Genomic DNA, 21,969 nt, shown 5'->3' on the forward strand with positions numbered 1-21,969 from the left:
TGCAGGCCCAGCACAACGAGCTGCATCACGAGCCAGTGGGTGTCGCCGGTGACAGCAGCGTCGTAGACGGGCCGCCAAGCACCGCGCGTCGGTGAACGAGGCAACGCAGGGCATCGAGATGCGCAACGACGTCGGCCTGGAGCGGGCCGCTGCCGGGCTCCGGGCGCGGGCGGCCGAGGAGCCCTCTCCGCTCTTCCCGGCCTCGGAGTACCCGGACAAAGTGCTGCGCAACCTGGGAGTGGACGAGGAGATCCTGCCGATCATCCGTCTCGTCCCGGACGAGACGCACCTGGAGGCCTTGCACAAGATGCTGCCCGAGCAGCAGTACGACGTGCTCTCCTGGGGATCGCCACCGGGATGGAACCGGCCGAGATCGACCGGGAGATCGTCCAGGCGTACGCCCGGGCCGCACCGCGGTCGCCCGACGCATCTGAGGGAGACGAACATGCCGCCGCCATGGCCCGTTCGCGCGGCCGGGTCGTGCTGGTGTCCGGGACCGAGGAGTTGCAGGAGATCCTGAAGCGGCCCTTCGGCGCCTGGCGGATCTTCCTGCACCCTAGCCAGTGCCGGGTCGCGTGCCAGCACAGCTACGCCGGACCGGCGCGTGTCACGGGCGGGCCGGGCACCGGCAAGACGGTGGTCGCCCTGCACCGGGCGTACCACCTAGCGCGGCGGCTGCCCGCCGACGCGCCCGACGGGTATGTGCTGCTCAACACGTGCACCAAGGACCTCGCCGCGGAGCTGGAGCGCTGCCTGGCACTGCTGGTCACGGACCCGGCGATGCGCGCGAAGATCCGGGTGGTGAACGTCGACGCGCTGGCCAACGAGACGGTACGCGCAGAGCGTGGCGGCGCCCCGCTGAAGCTGGTCTTCGACCAGAAGGAGATCACGGCCCGCTGGGCGCGGATCGCCCGCCGAGTGGAGGCCGACTTCACCGATGTGTTCCTGGACCAGGAGTGGCGGCATGTCGTCCTCACCCAGGCCCTCACCACGCCGGAGAAGTACCTGAAGGCGCCGCGGACCGGCCGGGGCAGCGCGCTGGGGCCGCTGAAGCGGCTCCAGGTGTGGCGGGCGATAGCCGCGTTCGAGGAGCAGCTGCGGCAGGCAGGCGAGTGGACGTTCCTCCAGGTGTGTGCGGAGGCGGCTCGGGTCATGGACGGGCGCGAGGAGCGGCCGTTCCGGCATGTGGTGGTCGACGAGGCGCAGGACCTGCATCCGGCGCAGTGGCGCTTTCTCCGGTCCCTGGTGTCACCCGGCCCCGACGACCTGTTCCTCGCCGGGGACACCTATCAGCGCATCTACGGCAACCGGGTCTCGCTGCGCTCGCTCGGCATCCAGGTGGTCGGGCGTTCGCACCGGCTGCGGGTCAACTACCGCACCACGCACCAGATCCTCGCCTGGTCCGCCTCGCTACTGACGGGTGAGGAGCCGGACGACATGGACGGGGCGAAGGAATCCCTGGCCGGTTACCGCTCCACGATGCACGGCGAACGGCCCGAGACGTCCGCGCACGCGGCCAAGACCGAGGAGACCGCGGCACTGGTGTCCCGGGTGGAGAAGTGGATCGCCTCGGAGGTGGAGGCGGAACACATCGGTATAGCCGGTGCGGTTCGTCCGGTTCGGCCGGGACATCGTGAGGGCCCTGGAACGGGCCGGGATCACGGCATGTGTGCTGGGCGCCGGTCGTAGCGGATCAGGGGTGCGAATCGGGACCATGCACCGGATGAAGGGGCTGGAGTTCCGCTGTCTGGTGGTGGCCGGGGTGAACGACGGCACGATGCCGATGAAGGCCGCGGTCACTCCGGTGGAGGTCGACGCGCAGCAGCACCAAGAGGACCTGAACAGCGAGTTGAGCCTGCTGTTCGTGGCGTGCACGCGGGCGTGGGAGGCACTTCGGGTGTCCTGGCACGGCGAGCCGAGTCCGCTCCTGGCCCGGTCATCAGCCCGCGCCCATAGCGCCGAGCGAGTCTGACCTGCATGAGGCCCCGGGGAGTCACCTGAGCCCCACGCGCGCGATGGATGCGAGGCGTCAGAGAGTGCCGGGGTCCTCGTCCAGCATGCGGCGGACCTCCCCGAGGGCGGCCGTGTGCGCGAACCACTCCAGCACGGCGCAGATCTCCTCGCTGTGCACGGCGAAGACCTCCACGGAGAAGGACGGACGCAGATCGAGCTTGGCCTCTGCCAGGTCGATGCCGTCGATGCCGTTCAGCCGGGTCATCAACTCGCGCCGCAGCGGCTCGTCGTCGAATGGGGGACGCCGCTTCAGATACTGGAAGACGACTTCGACCGTCCCGGAGACCGGGTAGATCCCCAGTGGCCACAGCGCTCGGGTGTCGAGCGTGCCGTCGAACCGCGCCATGGGGAAGCAGCTGGTCTCGCTCGCCCGGCCGTAGGCGAGGTGGCCACCCTGTTGTTCCCAGAAGCGGAGCGCGCCCAGAACGCCTTCGGCGGTTTCCTTGGTCTGGTTGTCGCGCAGTTGCGCTTCGAAGCGGTCGGCCGCCGACTGCTGCTCGTCTTCGGTCTGTGGGGACGGCATGGCCTCCTCGGCGGTTTCCTTGCCCAGCAGGGCCGCCAGGTCGGCCGTCGTCAGCCGGTGAGAGCGGCGGGCCCGGCCCGCGCCGTCGAAGGGAACGCCCTCCGCCTCCAGGCGGGTTCGCGCATCCCCGGACTCCTGACCGTCGGGCCACCGGAAGCCCGCCGAGACGCGGCCGTCCGCCGTCAGCACCCGGTAAGCGCCGTGCAGGCCGGTCTTGGACGCCAGGTGCTGGCCTACCGGGACGGCATGGGTGCCGATGAGCGCCGCGACATCGCCGTACGTCGTCCACGTACCCGCCGACATGGCAAGGAGCGCGGCCCGCAGCTCCTTCCAGCCGGACCACTCGTCGTCCCCGGGGACCGTCCCGGCGACGGGGCCGGGCCACAGCCGCACCGCCCGGTCGGCCAGGCCGGCGGCGCGGTCGAGGATCTCCGCCCTCCCCCACCGCTCCCGCCCCGCGATCTCCTGGTTCATGCGCAAGGCGCTGGAGTCCAGGATCTCCTGCTTGCGGCGGAACGGATGGTTCGAGAGCTTGGCGTTGTCCCCAGAGAGGGTCAGGTTGCCCAGTGTGTGGACGAGCAGGGCATGGAGCTCGTCCGGGCCCTGTCCGTCCTCGGCCTCTTCGGCGAGCAGGTCGAACCACTGCTGGGCGGGGTTCTGCGGCAGTACGTGCTCGACGGCGAGACGCGCTTTGGCGTAGTCGACCGGCTCGCTCCCCCCGTAGCTCTCCTCCAGCCTGCGCAGTACCTGGAGCCGCTGGTTGCTGCGGCCCGCCTTGTAGAAGGGCCGGGTGCGGATCGCTTCGCGGACGGCGTCGTCGTCGGGCCAGACGCGCGCGCCCGTCTTGTTCTTCGACAGGATGCGGCGTACGGCCTCCGCCGGGTCCTCGTCCTTCTCCAGTTCCCTGGGCATCTCCATGAAGACCCGGTTGCTACCCGTGGTGGAGTAGCCCGCGAAGAGCCGTCGCACCATGTAGCTCTCGGCGTACGCCAGTGCCCGGGCGGCCTGATGGGGTGTGGCCTGTCCGCCGTCCACGCGGTCAAGCAGCTGAAGCGCCAGCGGGTAGTGGGTCTGGCCGCCCCAGCGGGACAGTCTTTCCAGCACCTCGCGCAATTCCGGATCAGGCTCCCGTTCGGGCTCCAGGATCCGCATCAGGCGTTCGGCCCGCCGGGAGAGGGACTCGATCTCGGCTTCGAGTGCCGCTTCGTCCGCGCTCAGGGGTTCCAGGCGCTTCTTCTGGTCGCGGTAGATCTCGCTCTGTTTGGCCCGGCTGTTGCTGGCCACGACCAGGTCGAGCCAGACCAGGAGTTCGAGGTTGGCTGGGCCGAGCAGTTCCTGCATGGGCAGCCAGCGGTTGCGGTAGACCGACTCCCCGCGGGTCGGCAGACACATGAAGAGGTAATTGCGCAGCAGGTCGCTCTGGCTGAGTCCGACACCGGTGTTGTTGATCGACTCGAAGATCCGGTAGACGTTGTCGCCCTCGGCCGCGGTGATCTCGACGATCGACAGCAGACCGCTCAGTACGGTCTCCACCGCGTCCGTCCACGCCTCACCACCGCTCTCCTCACCCTCGGTCAGCGCGGCGAGGAAGAACCGGTAAGCGGCGCCCACGTTGCCGGGACCGCCCGCCTTGGGTGAGCTCTCGACACATGCGGTGAAGGCATCCCGGTCCGCCTGCGTCGGCAGGAGCCGGTAGTGGTCGTCACCGTTGCGGTACTTGTTGACGAGCATTAGGTCATGGATGCGATCGGCCTGCCGTTCCGCACCGCCGCGTTCCCGGTGGCGGTCGCGCAGCGCGGTGAAGGCGAGCATGAGGGTGGTGAGCCGCTGCTGGCCGTCGACGACGAGCCAGCGCTGCATGCCGCCGGCGGTGATCCGGCCCGGTGCCAGCACGACGGAGCCTAGGAAGTGCGCTGCGGGGGCCCGCCCTTCCAACTGCTCCTCGACCAGCTCCTGCACGTCGTCCCAGAGTTGCTGCAGCTGCTCACGCTGCCAGCTGTAGGTGCGCTGGTAGAGCGGCACCTGGTACTGCTTCTCGCCCTGGACGAGCTCTTTGAACGTGGTCTCTTGAGCGTGCACGCGCGCTTCTCCCCGTGGGTGTCTTCGACCGGCTGCCCATTTTCCACAATCAGAGGTGCGCACGGGAGTAACCGGACGATCTCAGCTCTGAACGGTGCATTCATAAACTGAGCCAAGAGACACATGCCCGTGTGCGCTGCATACCCGGTACCGTAAGCCGCCGCACCGCAGGTCTGTACCACCTCCGGAGAGTTCGATGCCCGAGCCCGCAGACCCCCACAGTCTCCGTGCCCCTCGCAGAGGTCGCGCGGATCGCGGGCGTGGGACGTGCCGCCATCAGCAACTGGCGGCGACGCCACGAGACCTTCCCCGCACCGATCGATGGCACCGATGCGAGCCCTCTGTTTTCGCTCGCCGAGATCGAGGCGTGGCTGCACAGGGAAGGCAAGATCAAGACGGCCGTCGAGCCTTTGAAGCGGCTCTGGCCGGAGTACGAGGCCCTGGCAGATCGAGATGCGATGGGTTTTCTCGTCGCGCAGGTCGGCCTGCGGCTCTGCGGGGAACCCGGGAGGCCGGCCGACGGTCCTCCGGCCGCGGCAGGGTTGCTCGACACCCATCGGCACACCACGGGGCCGACCCAATCTGAGCTGCACATTTGCCACATCACCGCATCCACGCTGCCGCGACCCTAAACGTTGAAGCGGAATGGTTGGTGCAGAGCTCCCGTCTGCGGAGAGTGATTCCTGGGGCGCCCATCCCAGCACGGGAGTTCTATCCCAGCACCACGCAGCCCCGTCGCCTCACCGGCCGCCCCTTGATCCGTCGCCTGGGTGCTAACGCCGGATCCAGTCAGCGCCTCAGTCGGGCCCGCCTCAATGAGGGGTGCCAGCCGCACCGCGTTCTGCAGGACCGTACGACAGCGACCCCAGGCGCTCGGCAATAGATGCTCGTAGATGTTGATCGTGGTCTTGACCGATCGGCGTCCCAGCCAGCGTGTGGGCGGCGATGAGCAGGTTGCGGTAGTCACGCCAGGTACAGATCGCCCTCCAGGAACGGTCGGTCCTAGGAACACTCAACCTCCCGCGAGGCCATCATCGATCTGGGCGGCGTCTCGTTTGGTGTGGCCGAAAGTCGCTCCTACAGTGACGGCGTATGTGCTCCTACCCGAGGAACGACAACCGCACCTGACGGTCCGCATTGTCGCGATTCGTATCCACCAAGCACACCGACTGCCACGTCCCGAGGGCCAGTTCGCCGCCGATCACGGGGAGGGTCGCGTGGGGCGGGACGATGGCCGGGAGGACGTGGTCGCGGCCGTGGCCCCGGCTTCCGTGGCGGTGTTGCCAGCGTTCGTCGGCGGGGAGGAGGCGGTGGAGGGCCGACAGGAGGTCGTCGTCGCTGCCCGCGCCCGTTTCGATCAGGGCGATGCCCGTGGTCGCATGGGGCGCGAAGACGTTGAGGAGTCCGTCCCGGCCCTGCGCCACCTCCGCCAGGAAGGACGCGCACTCCCCGGTCAGGTCGTGGACCCTCTCCGACGATCCGGTGGTGACGTCCAGGGTGCGGGTTTCGAATCCGTGGCTCATGGCTCCATGGTGGCCGACCCCGCGGTCCTCTCAAACTGTCCACGCGGACGGCCCCGGACCCGACGCCCCCCGTCACTTCGGCGGTGTCGGCCCGAAGCCGCCCTTCAAGGTGGTCAGGCCGCCGTCGGGGGCCGTCAGGGTGATGCCGTACGTGTCGGACGAGGCGTCCCGTACCCCTTCGGGGTGGTGGTACTGGGCCGCGAAGACGTGCGGGCCCGGCGGCAGCGTGCGGCCCTCCTTGAGGGTCCACCGGTAGACCAGGGAGGCGGGCTCCTCGGTCACCGTCACCGTGAAGTCCCCGGCCGGGCGGGTGCGCCAGTGGCCGGTGCTCATGACGCCGGCGGTACGGGCGATCCGCAGTTCGACGACGAGGCCCGTGACCGGCGACTCGGTCGTCACGCCGAGGTCGCTCTGCGCCCACCAGCGGTTGCTGCCGGGGTTGATCGTGCCGGTCGCCCGCGCCGTCGGGCCGGGGGCGGGCAGAGCGGTGGTGGTGGCGGGAGCCGCCGGGCGGTCGGTCGACGCCGTGGTCATGACCCCCGCGAGGCCCACCGCCCCCGCGACCGTCGCGGTCACCGCCGCGACCGCCGCCCAGCGGCGGCCGGTCCACCGGGCCGGGGAGCGCGGCGGCCGGGCGGCCGGGGCGGGCGCGGCGAGGCCGCGCTCCACCCGGGCCAGGATGCGGGCGCGGTCGGGCCGGTGGGCGAGGGCCGCCTCGCGCAGCTCGTGGCGGAGCCGTGTCTCGTCCATCAGCGCCTTCCCGCGGTGAGTTCGGCCGCGGCCCGGTCGCCGAGCAGCCGCTGGAGTTCCGCCATGCCCTTGGCCGTCTGGCTCTTGACCGTGCCGACCGAGACGCCGAGCGCCAGGGCGGTGTCGCGCTCGGAGAGGTCGAAGGCGTGCCGGAGGACGACGCAGGCGCGCTTGCGGAACGGCAGGGCGCGCAGCGCGGTCCGTACGTCGAGGACGGCCGGCACGTCCGGGCCGTCGGTGTGCTCGGGGCGCCGGTCCCAGAAGGCGGTGATCCTGCGCCGCTCGCGGACGGCGCTCCGGATCCGGGTGCGGACGAGGTTGGCGACGACGCCCCGGGCGTAGGCGGCGGGGTGGTCCGCGGCGCGGACCCGGTCCCAGCGGTGCCACAGGGCGAGCATGGCGTCGGCCGCCAGGTCGTCGGCGGCGTCGGTCTCCCCGGTGAGCAGGTGGGCGAGCCGGGCGAGTTCGGCGTAGTGGCGCTCGAAGAAGGACCGGAACTCGGCCGCGGCGTCGTCGCCCTCGACGTCCTTCACGCCCACGGGCGTTCCCGGTGGGCGTGGAGGGGGGTGACCACGTGCGTGCTCCTGGACGGTTCCCGGTGTCACGGGCGGCCGCCCGACGCTTCGGGTCCCGACCCTAGGCGGCGGTGCGACGGGCTGTCCAGGCGGGTCGGGGCGTGCCCGTGTCCATGGTCCGGGGCGAGAGCGCGGCATGGGCCGGGGCGGTGGCGCGGCATGGGCGGTTCTCCTCGCGGCTCGGAGAGGGAGGGAACGGTGCGGGCGGGGAGGGAGGGTGCGGGGGGAGGTAAGGGCCGGTGGGGAGTGCGGGGTGTGCTCGGGAGCGGGTCCTGAACCAGTGGGAGCGCTCCCACTGTGCAGCCGGGAGGCAACGGCGTCAAGCCGTGCGAAGGGTCGAAGGCGGCCGGCGGGGAATTCGCTCCGCTCCCCTTCTCCTCGGCCGCCGTTGGCGCTACGGTCTGCCGGACCCAGTGGGAGCGATTCCGTCCGGTCGGCACATCGTCGTGGTGTGCCCTCGCTGTGAGGACTCGCTCATGCGACACCTTGCGCATCCCGCACGTCCCGTACGTTCCGTGCGTCCCGTGCGTCCCGCGCATGTCCCGTACGGCTTACGCCTCTTGCGTCCGTCCGCGCTGCCCGCAGGAGCGGCGCTCACGACGGCGCGCACCGCTCCCGCCCCCATGGGTACGGCCTCCGGAGCCGCGGCCGCACCCGCCTGCACGGTGGAGTACACGATCGTCGGCCAGTGGGCCGGCGGTCACCAGGGCGCCGTCACCGTCACCCACCACGGCGCCCCACTGACCGGGGGGAGCCTCGGCTTCTCCTTCCCGGCCGGCCAGGCCGTCGAACCGCACCGGACCCACGGCCAGTACACGGGCAACTCGGCCGGCTGCTCCGACGTGCACGCCTCCTGCCGGAAGCCGATGCCCGGCGCGCGGCACACCCCGGCGTTCCGGACCTCGGCCGCGAACACCCTCAAGTCCGACGACCGCGGCCTGTCGTACCCGGGCTGGATCCGGAACACCGGGGACTGCGGTTCCGGGTCCGCCCTGATCAGTGCGTACGACGGCACCCCCGCCGCGTTCGGCACCGGGCTGCGCGACCGCCTGCGCGCCCTCACCACCTGACCTTCCCTCCCGATCGTCCCTCCCCGGCGATCGCCCCTTCACCCGATCGCCCCTCCCGGCGATCGTCCCTTCCCAGTCGAGAGGAATCCCCACCCGCATGAGCCGCACCCGTCGCACCAGCCGCACCGCCCTCCTGGCGGCGCTCGGCCTCATCACGGCCACCGGCGCCACCGCCACCGTCCTCGGCGCCGCCACCGCCGGCGCCGCCGCTCCCGGCTGCAAGGTCGACTACCGGATCACCAACCAGTGGAACACCGGCTTCGGCGCCGACGTGACCGTCACCAACACCGGCGACCCGGTGGCCTCCTGGACCGTCGAGTGGTCCTACGCCGGGAACCAGCAGGTCACCCAGGGCTGGAACGCCACGATCACCCAGTCCGGCACCGCCGTCACCGCCAGGAGCCTCTCCTACAACGGGGCGCTGGCCACCGGGGGTTCGGCCTCCTTCGGCTTCAACGGTTCGTACAGCGGTACGAACGCGGTGCCGGCGACCTTCAAGCTCAACGGGGTCACCTGCAACACGACCGTCCCGCCCACGGATCCGCCCACCACTCCCCCGACGACCCCGCCGCCCACCACCCCGCCGCCCGGTTCCAAGGCCGACAACCCCTATGCCGGCGCCAAGGTGTACGTGAACCCCGAGTGGTCCGCGAGGGCCGCCGCCGAGCCGGGCGGCACCAAGGTGTCGAACCAGCCCACCGGCGTCTGGCTGGACCGGATCGCCGCCATCAACGGCTCCGCGACCTCCATGGGCCTGCGCGCCCACCTCGACGAGGCCCTGAAGCAGAAGGGCTCCGGCGAGCTCGTCGTCCAGCTGGTCGTCTACAACCTGCCCGGCCGCGACTGCGCGGCCCTCGCCTCCAACGGCGAGCTGGGCCCGACGGAGATCGGCCGCTACAAGACCCAGTACATCGACCCGATCGCCGCGATCCTCGCCGATCAGAAGTACGCGGGCCTGCGGATCGTCACCACGATCGAGGTCGACTCGCTGCCCAATCTGGTCACCAACGTCAGCGGGCGCCCGACCGGCACGCCCAGCTGCGACGTCATGAAGGCCAACGGCAACTACATCACCGGCGTCGGCCACGCCCTGAAGAAGCTGGGCTCGCTCGGCAACGTCTACAACTACGTGGACGCCGGGCACCACGGCTGGCTCGGCTGGGACGACAACCTCGGCCCCTCCGCCGAACTCTTCAAGCAGGCCGCCACCGCCGAGGGCTCCACGCTCGCGAACGTGCACGGCTTCATCGTCAACACCGCCAACTACAGCGCCCTGAAGGAGGACCACTTCAAGATCGAGGACAACGTGAACGGCGTCTCCGTGCGCCAGTCGAAGTGGGTCGACTGGAACCGGTACACCGACGAGCTGTCGTACGCCCAGGGCCTGCGCGCCAAGCTGGTGTCGATCGGCTTCGACCCCGGCCTCGGCATGCTGATCGACACCTCCCGCAACGGCTGGGGCGGCGCCGCCCGGCCCACCGCCCCGGGCGCGACCACGAACGTCGACACGTACGTCAACGGCGGGCGCTACGACCGGCGCATCCACCTCGGCAACTGGTGCAACCAGGCCGGCGCGGGCCTCGGCGAGCGGCCCCGGACGGCGCCCGCCGCGGGCATCGACGCGTACGTCTGGATGAAGCCCCCGGGCGAGTCCGACGGCGCCAGCAAGGAGATCCCGAACGACGAGGGCAAGGGCTTCGACCGGATGTGCGACCCGACGTACACGGGCAACGCCCGCAACGGGAACAGCATGTCGGGCGCGCTGCCGGACGCCCCGGTCTCGGGCCGCTGGTTCTCGGCCCAGTTCCAGGAGCTCCTGAAGAACGCCCACCCGGCGCTGTAACGCCCGCGCCGCAACGCCCGCACCGTAACTCCCGTGTCGTAGCGCCCGCACCGTAACTCCCGTGTCGTAGCGCCCGCGCCGTAACGTCCACGCCGCAACGCCCGTGTCGTAGCGTCCCGTACGGGAGGAACCCCGCGGTCCGGAATCCACCGGGCCGCGGGTCCCGCCCCCCTCAGGACGACTCGCGCACCACCAGCTCCGTCGGCAGTACGTGCCGGCAGGGCTCCGTCCGCTCCTCCGCGATGCCCCGGACCAGCATCCGCGCCATCGTGCGGCCCATCTCCTCGGTCGGCTGCCGCACGCTGGTCAGCGGCGGGTCCATGAGCCGTGCCACCGGCGAGTCGTCGACCCCGACGAGGGCCACGTCCTCCGGCACCCGGCGGCCCGCCTCCCGCAGGGCCCCGCGCGCGCCGGCCGCCATCACGTCGGAGGCGGCGAAGACCGCGTCCAGGTCCGGCCGGCGGTCGAGCAGCAGCCGCGTGGCCCGCCGGCCGCCCTCCTCGGTGAAGTCGCCCGCCGCGACCAGCTCCTCGTCGGGCGCGAGACCGGCCTCCGCGAGGCCGGCCCGGTAGCCGCCGAGCCGGGCGCGCGCCACGTACATGTCGGGCGGCCCGGTGACGGTCGCGATCCGGCTCCGGCCGCGTCCCACCAGATGGGCGACGGCCGCCCGCCCCGCCCCGATGTTGTCGGAGTCCACGTACGGCACGGGTTCGGCCTCCGTGCGGCGCCCGTTCATGACGACCGGCAGGCCCAGCTCCCCGATCCGGTCGGGCAGGGGGTCGTCGCCGTGGACGGAGGCGAGCAGCACCCCGTCGACGCGCTGGGCCGCGAGGTACTGCTCGAAGCGCTGCCGCTCCTGCTCGCTGCGGACCAGGGTGAGCAGCAACTGCTTGTCGTGTTCGGCGAGTTCGGCACTGACGCCGCGGATGAGGTCGAGGAAGTAGGGCTCCGCGAAGAGCCGGGCCTCGGCCTCGGGGATGACGAGCGCGATCGCGTCGGTGCGGCTGCCGGCCAGGGCGCGGGCGGCCTGGTTGGGCACGTAGCCGAGTTCCGTGACCGCTCTGGCGACGGCCGTCCTGGCCCGTTCGCTGACCCGGGGGGAGCCGTTGATGACCCGGGAGACCGTGCCCCGGCCGACCCCGGCCCTGGCCGCGACCTGTTCCAGGGTGGGTCTGCCGCTCTGCCGTCCGTTCACGACCCCACCGGCTCCCCTCGTAGGCGGAAGTGCTGTTCAAGCGGCCCCCACAGAGGATGGGAGCGCTCCCACATTAGATCACCCGAACCCCTCCGCGCCATGAGGTGCGCCCGGGAGATCGTTCGGGAGGCGGGGCGACCGGAGCGCCGGAAGGGCGCGAAACCCCCGGAAAACCTTCCGGTAACGAATCCGCGTTCACGTCTTGACACTCGCACCCGGCAGGCAGCAACCTTCCGGCAACGACGTGGGAGCGCTCCCATACAGGAGGCGCTAAGCCCGCCACGGGTCCGGACCGGCCGCCGCCGAGCCGCGTTCAGCCGACCGGATCCCCCCGGCGCACAACGAGCACCACCTTGGACGAGGAGAGTGGAATGCGCACTTCCAGCAGCAGACGCGGGCGCCGCACGGCGGTCGCGGCGGTCGCCGTCGTCATGACCGGCACGAGCCTGCTCACCGGCTGCGGCGGCGACGGCGACGACGGCGCCGAGAGCGGCGGCACGATCACGCTGCGGGTCGGGACCTTCGGTTCCTTCGGCTACGACGACAAGACCGGCGCCAAGCTCTACGCCGAGTACGAGAAGACCCACCCCGGCATCAAGATCGAGGAGTCGAACGTCGCCGACGGGCAGAAGTACTGGGACACGCTGAAGCTGCGCCTCTCCCGCAACAGCGGACTCGCGGACGTCCAGGCGATCGAGGTCGGTTACATCGCCGAGGCGACCGGGTCCACCATGGCGGACAAGTGGGTCGACCTGGGCAAGGAGGGCGGCGCGAAGCTCGACGCCTTCCTCGACTGGAAGGTGAAGCAGGCGACCACCGCCGACGGCAGGGTGATCGGTCTCGGGACCGACATCGGCCCCATGGCCGTCTGCTACAACAAGGACCTCTTCGCCAAGGCCAAGCTGCCCACCGACCGCGACGCCGTCGGGAAGCTGTGGGCCGGCGACTGGTCCGAGTTCCTGGAGGTCGGCAAGACCTATCAGAAGAGCGCGCCCGCCGGGACCGCCTTCCACGACTCGGCGAGCGGCCTCTTCAACGCGGTCGTCTCCAGCGACCCGGTGCAGTACGCCGACGCGAGCGGCAAGCTCGACTGGGAGAACAGCCCCGGCGTGAAGAAGGCCTGGGACACCGCCGTCGCGGCGGCGCGGGACGGACTCACGGCCAAGCTGCGCCAGTTCGACGAGAAGGGCACCTGGAACGCGGCCTTCAAGAACTCGAAGTTCGCCACCGTCGCCTGCCCGAGCTGGATGACCGGCATCATCAAGGACCAGGCCGGGCCCGCCAACCAGGGCAAGTGGGACATCGCCGCGCCGCCGGTGGCCGGCAACTGGGGCGGCGCCTTCCTCGCCGTGCCGAAGTCCGGGAAGCACGCCGAGGAGGCGGCCGAGCTGGCCGCCTGGCTGACCGCCCCGGAGCAGCACGCCAAGGTGTTCGCGGTCAACGGCAACATCCCCTCGTCCAAGGACACGCTCACCTCGCCCGCCGTCCAGGACGCGAAACTGCCGTACTTCGGCGACACCCCGGTCGGCAAGATCTTCTCCGGCGCCGCGGCCAGGATCACGCCCGCGAGCATCAGCCGCTGGGACGGCCAGGTGAAGACCTTCCTCACCGACAACGGCATCCTCGACATCGAGCAGCGCGGCACCGACCCGGCCAAGGCCTGGGAGAACGTCAAGAAGCTGGTCGACGACAAGATCGACCAGTAGCGGGGGCCGCGTGCCGGTCCGCCGCCGCCTGCCGGGCGGCGGACCGGCACCGTCCGCACCGGCGCACGCATCGACCTGGAAGGACGCCCCCGTGGCCACCTCCGTCCGGGCGCGGTCCGACGGCTCCCCGCCGCCCGCCGCCCCGCCCTCCTCCCCCGGCCCGCGCGGCCGCCGCCCCGCCCCCGGCGGCTGGCGCAGCACCCTCTACCGCTGGGACCTGAAGGCGGTCCCGTACCTCTTCGTCGCCCCCTTCTTCCTCACCTTCGCCGCCTTCGGCCTCTTCCCGCTGATCTACACCGGCTGGCTCTCCCTCCACCGGGTGGAGCTCGGCGGCGGAGCCGAGTGGAAGGGCCTGGAGAACTACACCGACCTCGCGACCAGCGAGTTCTTCTGGAACGCGCTCGTCAACACCTTCACCATCGGGGTCATCTCGACCGTCCCGCAGCTGCTCATGGCGCTGGGCCTGGCGCACCTGCTGAACTACAGGCTGCGGGGCCGCGGCTTCTTCCGGGTCGCGATCCTCGCCCCGTACGCCACCTCGATCGCGGCGGCGACCCTGGTCTTCGCCCAGCTGTTCAACACCGACTACGGCATGATCAACAGCCTCCTGGAGTGGACCGGCGTCGGCCCGGTCGACTGGGAGGCGTCCAAGTGGCCCGCGCAGATCGCCATCTCGACGATCGTGACCTGGCGCTGGACCGGCTACAACGCGCTGATCTACCTGGCCGCCATGCAGGCCGTGCCGCAGGACCTGTACGAGGCGGCCTCCCTGGACGGGGCCTCGCGCTGGCGCCAGTTCCTCAGCGTCACCATCCCCTCCATCCGGCCCACCATCCTCTTCACCATCGTGGTCTCCACCATCGGCGCGACCCAGCTCTTCGGCGAGCCGATGCTCTACGGCGGCAGCGTCGGCATCAGCGGCGGCAGCGGCAACCAGTTCCAGACGCTGAGCCTGCTGATGTACGAGAAGGGGTGGGTCACCGGCGCCCTCGGGCAGGCCTCGGCCATCGCCTGGGTGATGCTGCTGCTCCTGCTGATCGTCGGCGGCGTCCAGGCGCTCGTCTCCCGCCACAACCGCAAGAAGCTGGGAGGCTGACCCATGGCGCGCACCCTCGACACGCACCGGCCGACGGGCCCGGCGGCCCAACGTCCCGCGCCCGGCCGGCGCTTCCGCCGGTCGGCCGGCCGGCAGCACCACGCCGGACCGCTCACGTACGTCCTGCTCGCCCTCGCCGCGGTGGTCTCGCTCTTCCCGCTGTACTGGAACGTGGTCGCCGCCTCGCACACCGGCGAGCGGGTCGTGGAGGCCCCGGCGCCGCTGCTGCCCGGCCCCCGCCTCTTCGACAACCTCACCTTCGCCTGGAACCAGGTCGACATGGGCGAGGCCCTGGTCAACACGACGATCGTGGCGAGCCTGGTGGCCGTGTCCACCGTCCTCTTCTCCACGCTCGCCGGCTTCGCCTTCGCCAAACTGCCCTTCCGGGGCCGCACGATGCTGCTCTCGCTGGTGGTCGCCACCATGACGATCCCGCCGCAGCTCAGCGTCATCCCGCTCTACCGGATCGTCACGGACCTGGGCTGGGTCGACCAGCTCCAGTCGGTCGTCCTGCCCTCGCTCGTCGCCGCCTTCGGCGTGTTCTTCATGCGCCAGTTCCTCGTCGAGGCGCTGCCCGTGGAGCTGGTGGAGGCGGCCCGGATGGACGGCGCGCACAGCCTCCGGGTGATCTGGCACGTGGTCTTCCCGGTGGCCCGGCCCGCGATGGCGGTGCTCGGCATGCTGGTCTTCGTCCAGTCGTGGAACGACTTCTTCTGGCCGTTCATCGCGCTCACCCCGGACGGCAACCCCACCCTCCAGGTGGCGCTCGCCGGGCTCGGCGCGGGCAACCACAGCGTGGACCACGCCATCGTGCTGACCGGGGCCCTGATCTCCACCGTGCCGCTGCTGCTCGTCTTCGCCTTCCTCGGCAAGCACATCGTGGGCGGCATCACGGCCGGCGCCGTCAAGAGCTGACCGGCCCCTCCCCCACCACAACGTACCGATCCCGCACCAGCGTTGGGAGCGCCCTCCTATGACCGCGTCCGAAACCCGGCCGCTCACCGCCACCCGCTCGTTCCCGCCCGGCTTCCTCTGGGGCGCGGCCACCGCCGCGTACCAGATCGAGGGAGCGGCGGCGGAGGACGGCCGTACCCCGTCCATCTGGGACACCTTCTCGCACACCCCCGGCAAGGTCTTCGAGGGCCACACCGGCGACGTGGCCGTGGACCACTACCACCGGTTCCGCGAGGACGTCGCCCTCATGTCCGAACTGGGCCTGAACGCCTATCGGTTCTCCGTCTCCTGGTCCCGGGTGCAGCCCACCGGGCGCGGTCCCGCCGTCCAGAAGGGCCTGGACTTCTACCGGGCGCTCGTGGACGAGCTGCTGGCCGCCGGGATCGAGCCGGCCCTGACGCTCTACCACTGGGACCTGCCGCAGGAGCTCGAGGACGCGGGGGGCTGGCCGGAGCGGTCGACCGCCGAGCGGTTCGCCGAGTACGCGGGGATCGTCGCGGACGCCGTCGGCGACCGGGTCTCCCGGTGGACCACGCTCAACGAGCCCTGGTGCAGCGCCTTCCTGGGGTACGGCTCCGGGGTGCACGCGCCGGGCCGCACCGACCCGGTGGCCGCCCTGCGCGCGGCCCACCACCTGAACCTGGGGCACGGGCTCGCGGTCCAGGCGCTGCGGGCCGCGCTGCCGGCGGACCGGCGGCAGCTCTCCGTCTCCCTCAACCTGCACGAGGTGCGGCCGCTGACCGGTTCCGCCGGGGACCTGGACGCGGTCCGCCGCATCGACGCCGTCGGCAACCGGATCTGGCTGGGTCCGATGCTGGAGGGCGCCTATCCCGAGGACCTGCTCGCCGACACCGCGCACCTCACCGACTGGTCCTTCGTGCGGGACGGGGACGCGGCGACGGCGAGGCAGCCGCTGGACCTGCTCGCGGTCAACTACTACGCGCCGACCCTGGTGTCGGAGGTCTCGGAGGGCGCGGAGAAGCCGCAGGACGACGGGCACGGCGACAGTCCGCACTCCCCGTGGCCGGGGGCGGACCGGGTCGCCTTCCACCGGGCGCCGGGCGAGCGGACGGCGATGGGCTGGCCGGTCGACGCGGGCGCGCTGTACGACCTGCTGAGGCGGGTGTCCGCCGCGTACCCCGGTCTTCCGCTGGTGATCAGCGAGAACGGGGCGGCGTACGAGGACGTGGTCGGCCCGGACGGTTCGGTGCACGACCCGGAGCGGGCCGCCTATGTGCACGCGCACCTGGAGGCGGTGCACCGGGCGCTCGCGGACGGCGTGGACGTGCGCGGCTACTTCCTCTGGTCGCTGCTCGACAACTTCGAGTGGGCGTACGGCTACGCGAAGCGGTTCGGGGCGGTCCGGGTCGACTACGACACCCTGGAACGGACGCCGAAGTCGAGCGCCCGCTGGTACGCGCGGGTGGCGCGGTCGGGCGAGCTGACGGCCCCGGACGCGGGCTGAGGCGGAGACGCGCGGAGGGCCGTGCCGGATCACCGGCACGGCCCTCGGGGTGTCCTGAGCGCCTGTCAGATGTCGATCACCCGGTAGCCGATGACGTAGACGCCGCCGGAGCCCTCGACGGTGCGCCACTGGGTCTCGGCGCCGACCTCGGTGCCGGTGACCAGGGTGGCGCCGAGCTTGTCGTCGCCGCCGAAGGAGTCCTGGTCCCACAGGGTCAGGGTGCGGGCCTGCTGCTTGCCCAGGATGAGGGCCGCGTTGCCGTTGCCGTCGGCCATGGAGCGGACGTAACCGGTGCCCATGGTCTGGTACTTGAGGCTGCCGCCGGGCCAGACCTTGACGGCGTTGCCGTTGGCGTCGGTGATCTTGAGGTAGGCCTCGTCGTGGTCGCCCTCGCTGTTCTTCTGGCAGTGCAGCTCGACGAGCTCGATCTTCACGTAGTCGATCGGCTCGGCGTGCGCGGTGCCGGCGAAGGCGCCGAGGCCTCCGAGTCCGAGCAGGGCTGCGGCGGCCAGTCGGGCGGCTCGGTTCTTGCGCATGTGGTGTCCCCCCACACATCGGGTCACGGGTGTGACGTGGATTCCGGCCCGCCTTCCCCGGCGGTCCCGGTGTGCCGTTTCCCCCCGGCACGACACCTACTGTGCCCCGCTCCCCCGGCCCGGTTCTACGCGCGTTCCACTGGACGGAACAGGGCTGCCGGAAAGCTCCGTCAGGGTACGAGGACGGTCGGCGGGAGCGGTCTTCGCCGGCCGCCGCCGGCGAGCGCGCGGGTGATCGCGGCACCGGCCCCGGCGACGGCGTGGGCGAGCGCGTCGAGCCGGCGGCCCGCCGGGACCATGGCGGCGAGGGCGGCGACCGTGCGCCCGTCCGGGGCACGGACCGGCAGCGAGGCGCAGCACACCCCTTCCATCACGTCCTCCCGGTCGAGGACGGCGCCGCCCCTCAGGGGTCCCCGCAGGGCCTTTCCGGCGGCCGTGTCGAGCCGGAACGCGAGTCCGTCCCGTACGGGCAGGAGGGGTTCCAGGTCCCCCGGCACCGAGCCGACCGTGAGCGCCGTCTCCTCGCGCATCACGACGAGGACGACGCTCGCGCCGGTGGCGGCCCGCAGGCGCTGGAGCGGCAGCCGGGCGGCGGGGCGGAGGCCGGGGTGGGGTTCCCAGGCCTGGCCGAGGCGGTAGAGCTGGGGGCCGACCCGGTAGCGGTTCCCGGTCCGCTCGACGGCGCCGACGCCGACGAGTTGGTCGAGCAGCCGGTGGACGCTGCCCTTGGGCACCCCGCAGGCGAGGGCCAGTTCGGTCACCCCGGCCTCGTCGCCGTTCCGGCGGAGGGCGTCGAGCAGGGCGAACGCCCCTTCGAGCACGCCCCGGCCGCCCCGGCCGCGCGGGCCCCGCTCGCCTCCGTCCCGCGCCTCGGCCGCCCCGGCCGCCCCGGCGCGGTCCGCCCCCGGCTCCGTACCCGTACCCGTGTCCGTGTGCGTGTGCGTGTCCATGAGTCCCCCTCACTTCGTACGCCCGGCCGTGGTCCCCCGACGGCACGGCTCCGGGCACGTCTCCCACCATGCCGCAGACCGGACGTTCCGGCGAAGGGGCTCGGACCGCGCGTCGTGGCGCGAACACGCCGATGTTCCGATACGTCACCTCTAGGGTGTGCCCTCATGAAAGATGCACTTCCGCCCGTTTTCCGCTCCCGTCGCCGGACCGTCGGCTTCACGGCCGGGGCCGTCGCCGCGGCGGTGTTCGCGACCGTGTTCGCGACCGCTCCGTCCCCGCCGTCCCCTCCGGCGCCGCCGTCCGCGCCCCGTCCCTCCGAGCAGGACGCCGAGGCCCGGGGGAATCCCTGGATCCGCCCCGCCGGGGCGCCGTTGACCGTGTTCGCCCACCGGGGGGCCTCCTCCGCCGCGCCCGAGAACACGCTGGTCGCCGACGAGGTCGCCCGGCGGGGCGGGGCGAAGTGGATCGAGAACGACGTCCAGCCGAGCAGCGACGGCGTGCCGTACGTCCTGCACGACCCGACCGTCGACCGGACCACCGACGGGACGGGCCCGATCCGCTCCCTGACCTCCGCCCGGCTGGACGCCCTGGACGCGGGCTCCTGGTTCGCCCCGGTCTACGCGGGCGCCCGCGTCCCGACCCTGGCCGCCCAGCTCGCGGACCTGCGGGAGCGCGGCGGCAACCTGCTCCTGGAGATCAAGGGCCGGCACAGCCGCGACGAGGTGGCCCGGATCGTGCGGGAGGTCGGGGAGCAGGCCATAATGCGCCGGGTCTTCGTCCAGAGCTTCGACGTCCCCTCCCTGCGGTACGTACGCGAGCTGGCGCCCGAACTCCCGCTCGGCCTCCTGCGCTCCGCCCTGGACGCCGATCCGGTCGCGCTCGCGCAGGAGCTGGGCCTCACCGCGTACAACGTCTCGCACACCGCCCTGACCGACCGGCCGGACGTGGTCGGCGAGCTGCACGCCGCGGGCGTGGCGGTCAACGTCTGGACGGTCGACGCCCCCGCCCGCTGGAAGACGATGGACGCCCTCGGTGTGGACGGCATCATCACCAACCGGCCCACGGAACTGGTGGGTTGGACGGCGGGGCGGAGCGCGGGCTAGAGGGTGTCCGGCCCCGGACCGAAGGGGCGGCCCCGGGCCGGAAGGGGCAGCCCCGGACCGGAAGGGGCGGCCCCGGACCGGAAGGGCGGGGCCGCCCCGGTCGTCCGCACCCCTTGCGCCGCCTAGGAGGCGGTGCCGGAGGGCGTGACCTTGATGTCGTCGACGAAGGCCCGGACCATGATCGCGTGGGTGAAGACGACGGTTCCGGGCTTGATCAGGCCGTTCTCGCCGTCGCTGCCGACCACCTGGACCGTGCGCTCGCCGAGGAAGGCCAGGGTCCTGTCGTCGAAGATCCACTCGGTGCGCTGCCCGCTGGCCTCGTCGAGCCGCGCGACCGCGACCCCCTTGCGGCCGGCGGCGTCGGCGGCGCCGTCGACCGTGACCACGCCGGGGATCTTCCCGGCGGCCCGGTAGAGCGCCGCCGCGAGTTCGGGGGTCGGCCAGCTCTCGGTGAGCAGGTCGCCGATGGTGGTGAAGGCCTGCTGGTCCTTGCCGCTGCCCTTGCCCTCGGTCTCCTCGTAGATCTTCCGGAGCAGCGCGTCGGGGTCGGTGGGCAGGGCGGCCAGGTAGTCGTGCGAGGGCGCGCCGAGGTGCGGCTCCGGTGCGTCGCCCTTCTCGTCGGTGCCCTCCAGGGTGATGCCCTCGGGGCCGGTGTTGCCGGGCTCGATCAGCCAGCCCTTGCTGCCGTCGGGGGACCGCCAGGACTGCCGGGTGTGCAGGGGGACGCCGACGAGGCTGCTCACTCCGTCGACGGTCCTCACGTGGGTGGAGGCGCTCCGCGTCTCGATGTAGACGTACTGGCCGGCGCGGGAGCGCGGGACGTCGGTGCCGGCGGCGGCGAGCGAGATGCGGTCGAGGAGGCGGGGCGCGCCGTGGGTGTCGACGGCGCCGATGGTGGTGGTGAGGGCGGGTCCGGTGGCGCGGTCGTCGACGTCCGGGGTACCGCCCGGCGTGAGGACGAGGACGCCGACGGCGAGCGCCCCGGCGAGCGCGGTCGCGGCCGGCAGGAGGACGGCCTTCCGCAGGAAGGGGTTGCGGGGCGCGCGCGGGGCGGCGGCGCGGCGGTCGTCGTGGATCCGGTTCATCAGGTGCTCCTTGTGGAACTGGTGGCGGCCCGGAGGAAGGTCTCGCTCCTCGATCGCCGGGAGGATCGCCGAGAGGTCTCCGGTCTCGTGCCGGTTCGCCGTACGGGGGTCGGTCGGTTCGGGGTTCATCGGATTCCTTCCTGCGCGGGCCGGACCGCGTTCACGCGATCACCTGTTGTCTGTCGGGGGCGGGCGGCGGGTTCCCGTTCTCGCGGGTCGAATTCTTTTCGCTCCCGGGCGAGTTCCGCCTCGGCGCCGTCGCGGAGCTTGGCGCGGGCGCGCGAGAGCCGGGAGCGGACGGTGCCGACGGGGATGCGGAGGGCCCGGGCCACCTCGGTGTAGGCGAGGCCCTCCCAGAGGCAGAGGACAAGGACTTCGCGCTCGGTGCGGCGGAGCGTGCCGAGCGCCCGCAGGGTGGCGGCGATGCGGCGGCGGTCGTCGAGCCGCCCGGCGACCTCGGAGGCGTGGTCGGGCACGGAGGGCTCGGGCACGGCCGCGGCGTACGCGGCGGCGGCCGCCCGGTAGCGGCGGTTGCCCCGGCAGTGGTTGCGGGCCACGTTGGTGGCGACGCCGAGCAGCCAGGGGCGGAGCGATCCGCCGTCGGGGTCGACCTTGGTCCGGAGCCGCCACGCCTCCAGGAAGGTCGCCGCCATGACGTCCTCGGCGACCGACCAGTCGCCGGTCAGCCGGAAGGCGTGGTTGTAGACGCTCCGGGCGTGGGAGTCGAAGAGTTCGGCGAAGGCCGACGGGTCCCCGTCCCGGATGCGTGCGCGCGTGTCGTTGTTCACGTCTGGGGTCTGTCCGGCGCCCGGAGCGGGTTCCCGTGATCCGGGTCACACCGGTCCGGGCCGGAGCGCACCGGGCCGGGCCGGGCCGCGTGCGGGCGGTCGCGCCGGATCAGGAGGGCGTGCCGGCGCCCGGGGAGGGGCCGTCGAGTTCGGCCAGGAGGTCCGGGTTGACCACGCGCAGGATCGTCGCGATCCGGTCGGGGTCGGCGGCGGGCCAGAGGACGGCGCGGGCCGCGCGGTACTTGGCGGCGAGCCGTTCCCGCTGGTCGGGCGGGAGCGCGGCGGACCGGTCGGCGCGGCTGTTGTGCGCGTTGTCGGCGATCTTCACGAGGGTGGCGTCGGGGTCGGCCGCGATCTGCCGGACCTTCTCCTCGTAGGTGAGGTCCGGCCGGTTGGTGACGGCCTCGACGAGGGCGACGACCCGGTCCGGGACCCCGGCGGCGCGGAGCCGCTCCGCCGTCCACCCGGTGTCCTCGACGACGTCGTGCAGCAGACCGGCCATGGCCAGGTGCGTGCCGAGGGGTTCCAGGCCGGCCGCGACCGCGCGGACGTGTTCGACGTACGGGACGCCGGTCTTGTCGACCTGTCCGGCGTGCGCGCGGTCGGCCAGTGCGTCCACCTCGGCGAGAGTCTTCATGCCCCCATCATGGCGGGGCGCGGCGGACGGCACCGCGACGGGCCCCGGGCTCCTGACACATGTTTGTCATACGGGAA

At 72.2% G+C, this 21,969-nt stretch carries 19 protein-coding genes and 1 pseudogene; 10 read left to right on the plus strand and 10 right to left on the minus strand.

Annotated features, from left to right (window positions below; genetic code table 11):
• Positions 1-357 precede the first annotated feature (357 nt).
• Positions 358-1,689, plus strand: coding sequence for a UvrD-helicase domain-containing protein (locus tag ACWGSR_RS15955; RefSeq protein ID WP_453566931.1), 1,332 nt, complete (start codon positions 358-360; stop codon positions 1,687-1,689).
• A 10-nt stretch (positions 1,690-1,699) separates the two neighbouring features.
• A complete protein-coding gene (locus ACWGSR_RS15960; RefSeq protein ID WP_453566933.1) occupies positions 1,700-1,972 on the plus strand; it encodes a 3'-5' exonuclease in 273 nt (90 codons plus the stop codon).
• Positions 1,973-2,029: 57 nt separating this feature from the next.
• Here ACWGSR_RS15960 and ACWGSR_RS15965 read toward each other — a convergent pair whose 3' ends face one another.
• Entirely contained in the window at positions 2,030-4,615 is a 2,586-nt protein-coding gene (locus tag ACWGSR_RS15965) for a GmrSD restriction endonuclease domain-containing protein (protein ID WP_453566935.1), read from the minus strand.
• A 227-nt stretch (positions 4,616-4,842) separates the two neighbouring features.
• Between ACWGSR_RS15965 and ACWGSR_RS15970 the strand changes: the two genes are divergently transcribed.
• Positions 4,843-5,247: a helix-turn-helix transcriptional regulator gene (locus ACWGSR_RS15970; protein WP_453566937.1), complete on the plus strand. Its 405-nt coding sequence runs from the start codon at positions 4,843-4,845 to the stop codon at positions 5,245-5,247.
• 468 nt (positions 5,248-5,715) lie between these two features.
• On the opposite strand, the gene ACWGSR_RS15975 is transcribed toward ACWGSR_RS15970, so the two are convergent.
• From ACWGSR_RS15975 to ACWGSR_RS15985, 3 genes are all read right to left on the minus strand, one after another.
• Positions 5,716-6,138 carry a YjbQ family protein gene (locus ACWGSR_RS15975; protein WP_453566939.1) on the minus strand — a complete coding sequence of 141 codons (423 nt, stop codon included), beginning with the start codon at positions 6,136-6,138 and terminating at the stop codon, positions 5,716-5,718.
• 72 nt (positions 6,139-6,210) lie between these two features.
• On the minus strand, positions 6,211-6,888 hold the full coding sequence (locus ACWGSR_RS15980; protein ID WP_453566941.1) for a hypothetical protein: 678 nt from the start codon (positions 6,886-6,888) through the stop codon (positions 6,211-6,213).
• A complete protein-coding gene (locus tag ACWGSR_RS15985; RefSeq protein ID WP_453567054.1) occupies positions 6,888-7,421 on the minus strand; it encodes a SigE family RNA polymerase sigma factor in 534 nt (177 codons plus the stop codon). Before ACWGSR_RS15985 ends, ACWGSR_RS15980 begins: the two co-directional genes overlap by 1 nt.
• Positions 7,422-8,248: 827 nt before the next feature.
• Here ACWGSR_RS15985 and ACWGSR_RS15990 point away from each other — a divergent pair.
• Positions 8,249-8,533 (plus strand): annotated as a pseudogene (locus ACWGSR_RS15990) (glycoside hydrolase family 5 protein); the annotation flags it as partial.
• A 97-nt stretch (positions 8,534-8,630) separates the two neighbouring features.
• A complete protein-coding gene (locus ACWGSR_RS15995; RefSeq protein ID WP_453566943.1) occupies positions 8,631-10,376 on the plus strand; it encodes a glycoside hydrolase family 6 protein in 1,746 nt (581 codons plus the stop codon).
• Between the two features lie 172 nt (positions 10,377-10,548).
• On the opposite strand, the gene ACWGSR_RS16000 is transcribed toward ACWGSR_RS15995, so the two are convergent.
• Entirely contained in the window at positions 10,549-11,571 is a 1,023-nt protein-coding gene (locus tag ACWGSR_RS16000; protein WP_376238089.1) for a LacI family DNA-binding transcriptional regulator, read from the minus strand.
• A gap of 371 nt (positions 11,572-11,942) precedes the next feature.
• On the opposite strand from ACWGSR_RS16000, the gene ACWGSR_RS16005 reads away from it, so the two are divergent.
• The 4 genes from ACWGSR_RS16005 to ACWGSR_RS16020 all read left to right on the plus strand — a co-directional run bounded on the left by ACWGSR_RS16005 (position 11,943) and on the right by ACWGSR_RS16020 (position 16,792).
• A complete protein-coding gene (locus tag ACWGSR_RS16005; RefSeq protein ID WP_453566945.1) occupies positions 11,943-13,277 on the plus strand; it encodes an ABC transporter substrate-binding protein in 1,335 nt (444 codons plus the stop codon).
• Between the two features lie 91 nt (positions 13,278-13,368).
• Positions 13,369-14,373 (plus strand): carbohydrate ABC transporter permease, encoded by a 1,005-nt coding sequence (locus ACWGSR_RS16010; protein ID WP_453566947.1) that lies wholly within the window; start codon positions 13,369-13,371, stop codon positions 14,371-14,373.
• 3 nt (positions 14,374-14,376) lie between these two features.
• A complete protein-coding gene (locus ACWGSR_RS16015; protein ID WP_453566949.1) occupies positions 14,377-15,288 on the plus strand; it encodes an ABC transporter permease subunit in 912 nt (303 codons plus the stop codon).
• Positions 15,289-15,346: 58 nt separating this feature from the next.
• Complete coding sequence (locus ACWGSR_RS16020; RefSeq protein ID WP_376238079.1) at positions 15,347-16,792, plus strand: GH1 family beta-glucosidase; 1,446 nt, start codon at positions 15,347-15,349, stop codon at positions 16,790-16,792.
• Between the two features lie 65 nt (positions 16,793-16,857).
• Here ACWGSR_RS16020 and ACWGSR_RS16025 read toward each other — a convergent pair whose 3' ends face one another.
• Positions 16,858-17,328, minus strand: a complete 471-nt coding sequence (locus ACWGSR_RS16025; protein WP_376238077.1) for a hypothetical protein — start codon at positions 17,326-17,328, stop codon at positions 16,858-16,860.
• Positions 17,329-17,498: 170 nt separating this feature from the next.
• On the minus strand, positions 17,499-18,278 hold the full coding sequence (locus ACWGSR_RS16030) for an IclR family transcriptional regulator (RefSeq protein WP_453566952.1): 780 nt from the start codon (positions 18,276-18,278) through the stop codon (positions 17,499-17,501).
• 165 nt (positions 18,279-18,443) lie between these two features.
• Here ACWGSR_RS16030 and ACWGSR_RS16035 point away from each other — a divergent pair, with 165 nt between their 5' ends.
• The gene (locus tag ACWGSR_RS16035; protein WP_376238071.1) at positions 18,444-19,382 is read left to right on the plus strand and encodes a glycerophosphodiester phosphodiesterase; all 939 of its coding nucleotides are present in this window, start codon (positions 18,444-18,446) and stop codon (positions 19,380-19,382) included.
• Positions 19,383-19,504: 122 nt separating this feature from the next.
• Here ACWGSR_RS16035 and ACWGSR_RS16040 read toward each other — a convergent pair whose 3' ends face one another.
• The 3 genes from ACWGSR_RS16040 to ACWGSR_RS16050 form a co-directional block, all read right to left on the minus strand.
• Positions 19,505-20,596: a CU044_5270 family protein gene (locus ACWGSR_RS16040; RefSeq protein WP_453566954.1), complete on the minus strand. Its 1,092-nt coding sequence runs from the start codon at positions 20,594-20,596 to the stop codon at positions 19,505-19,507.
• On the minus strand, positions 20,593-21,255 hold the full coding sequence (locus ACWGSR_RS16045) for an RNA polymerase sigma factor (protein WP_376238066.1): 663 nt from the start codon (positions 21,253-21,255) through the stop codon (positions 20,593-20,595). The genes ACWGSR_RS16040 and ACWGSR_RS16045 overlap by 4 nt, the downstream gene beginning before the upstream one ends.
• Before the next feature lie 109 nt (positions 21,256-21,364).
• Positions 21,365-21,892 (minus strand): HD domain-containing protein, encoded by a 528-nt coding sequence (locus ACWGSR_RS16050; RefSeq protein ID WP_453566956.1) that lies wholly within the window; start codon positions 21,890-21,892, stop codon positions 21,365-21,367.
• Positions 21,893-21,969: the final 77 nt, after the last annotated feature.

The organism is Streptomyces sp. NPDC055632, from assembly GCF_053618675.1.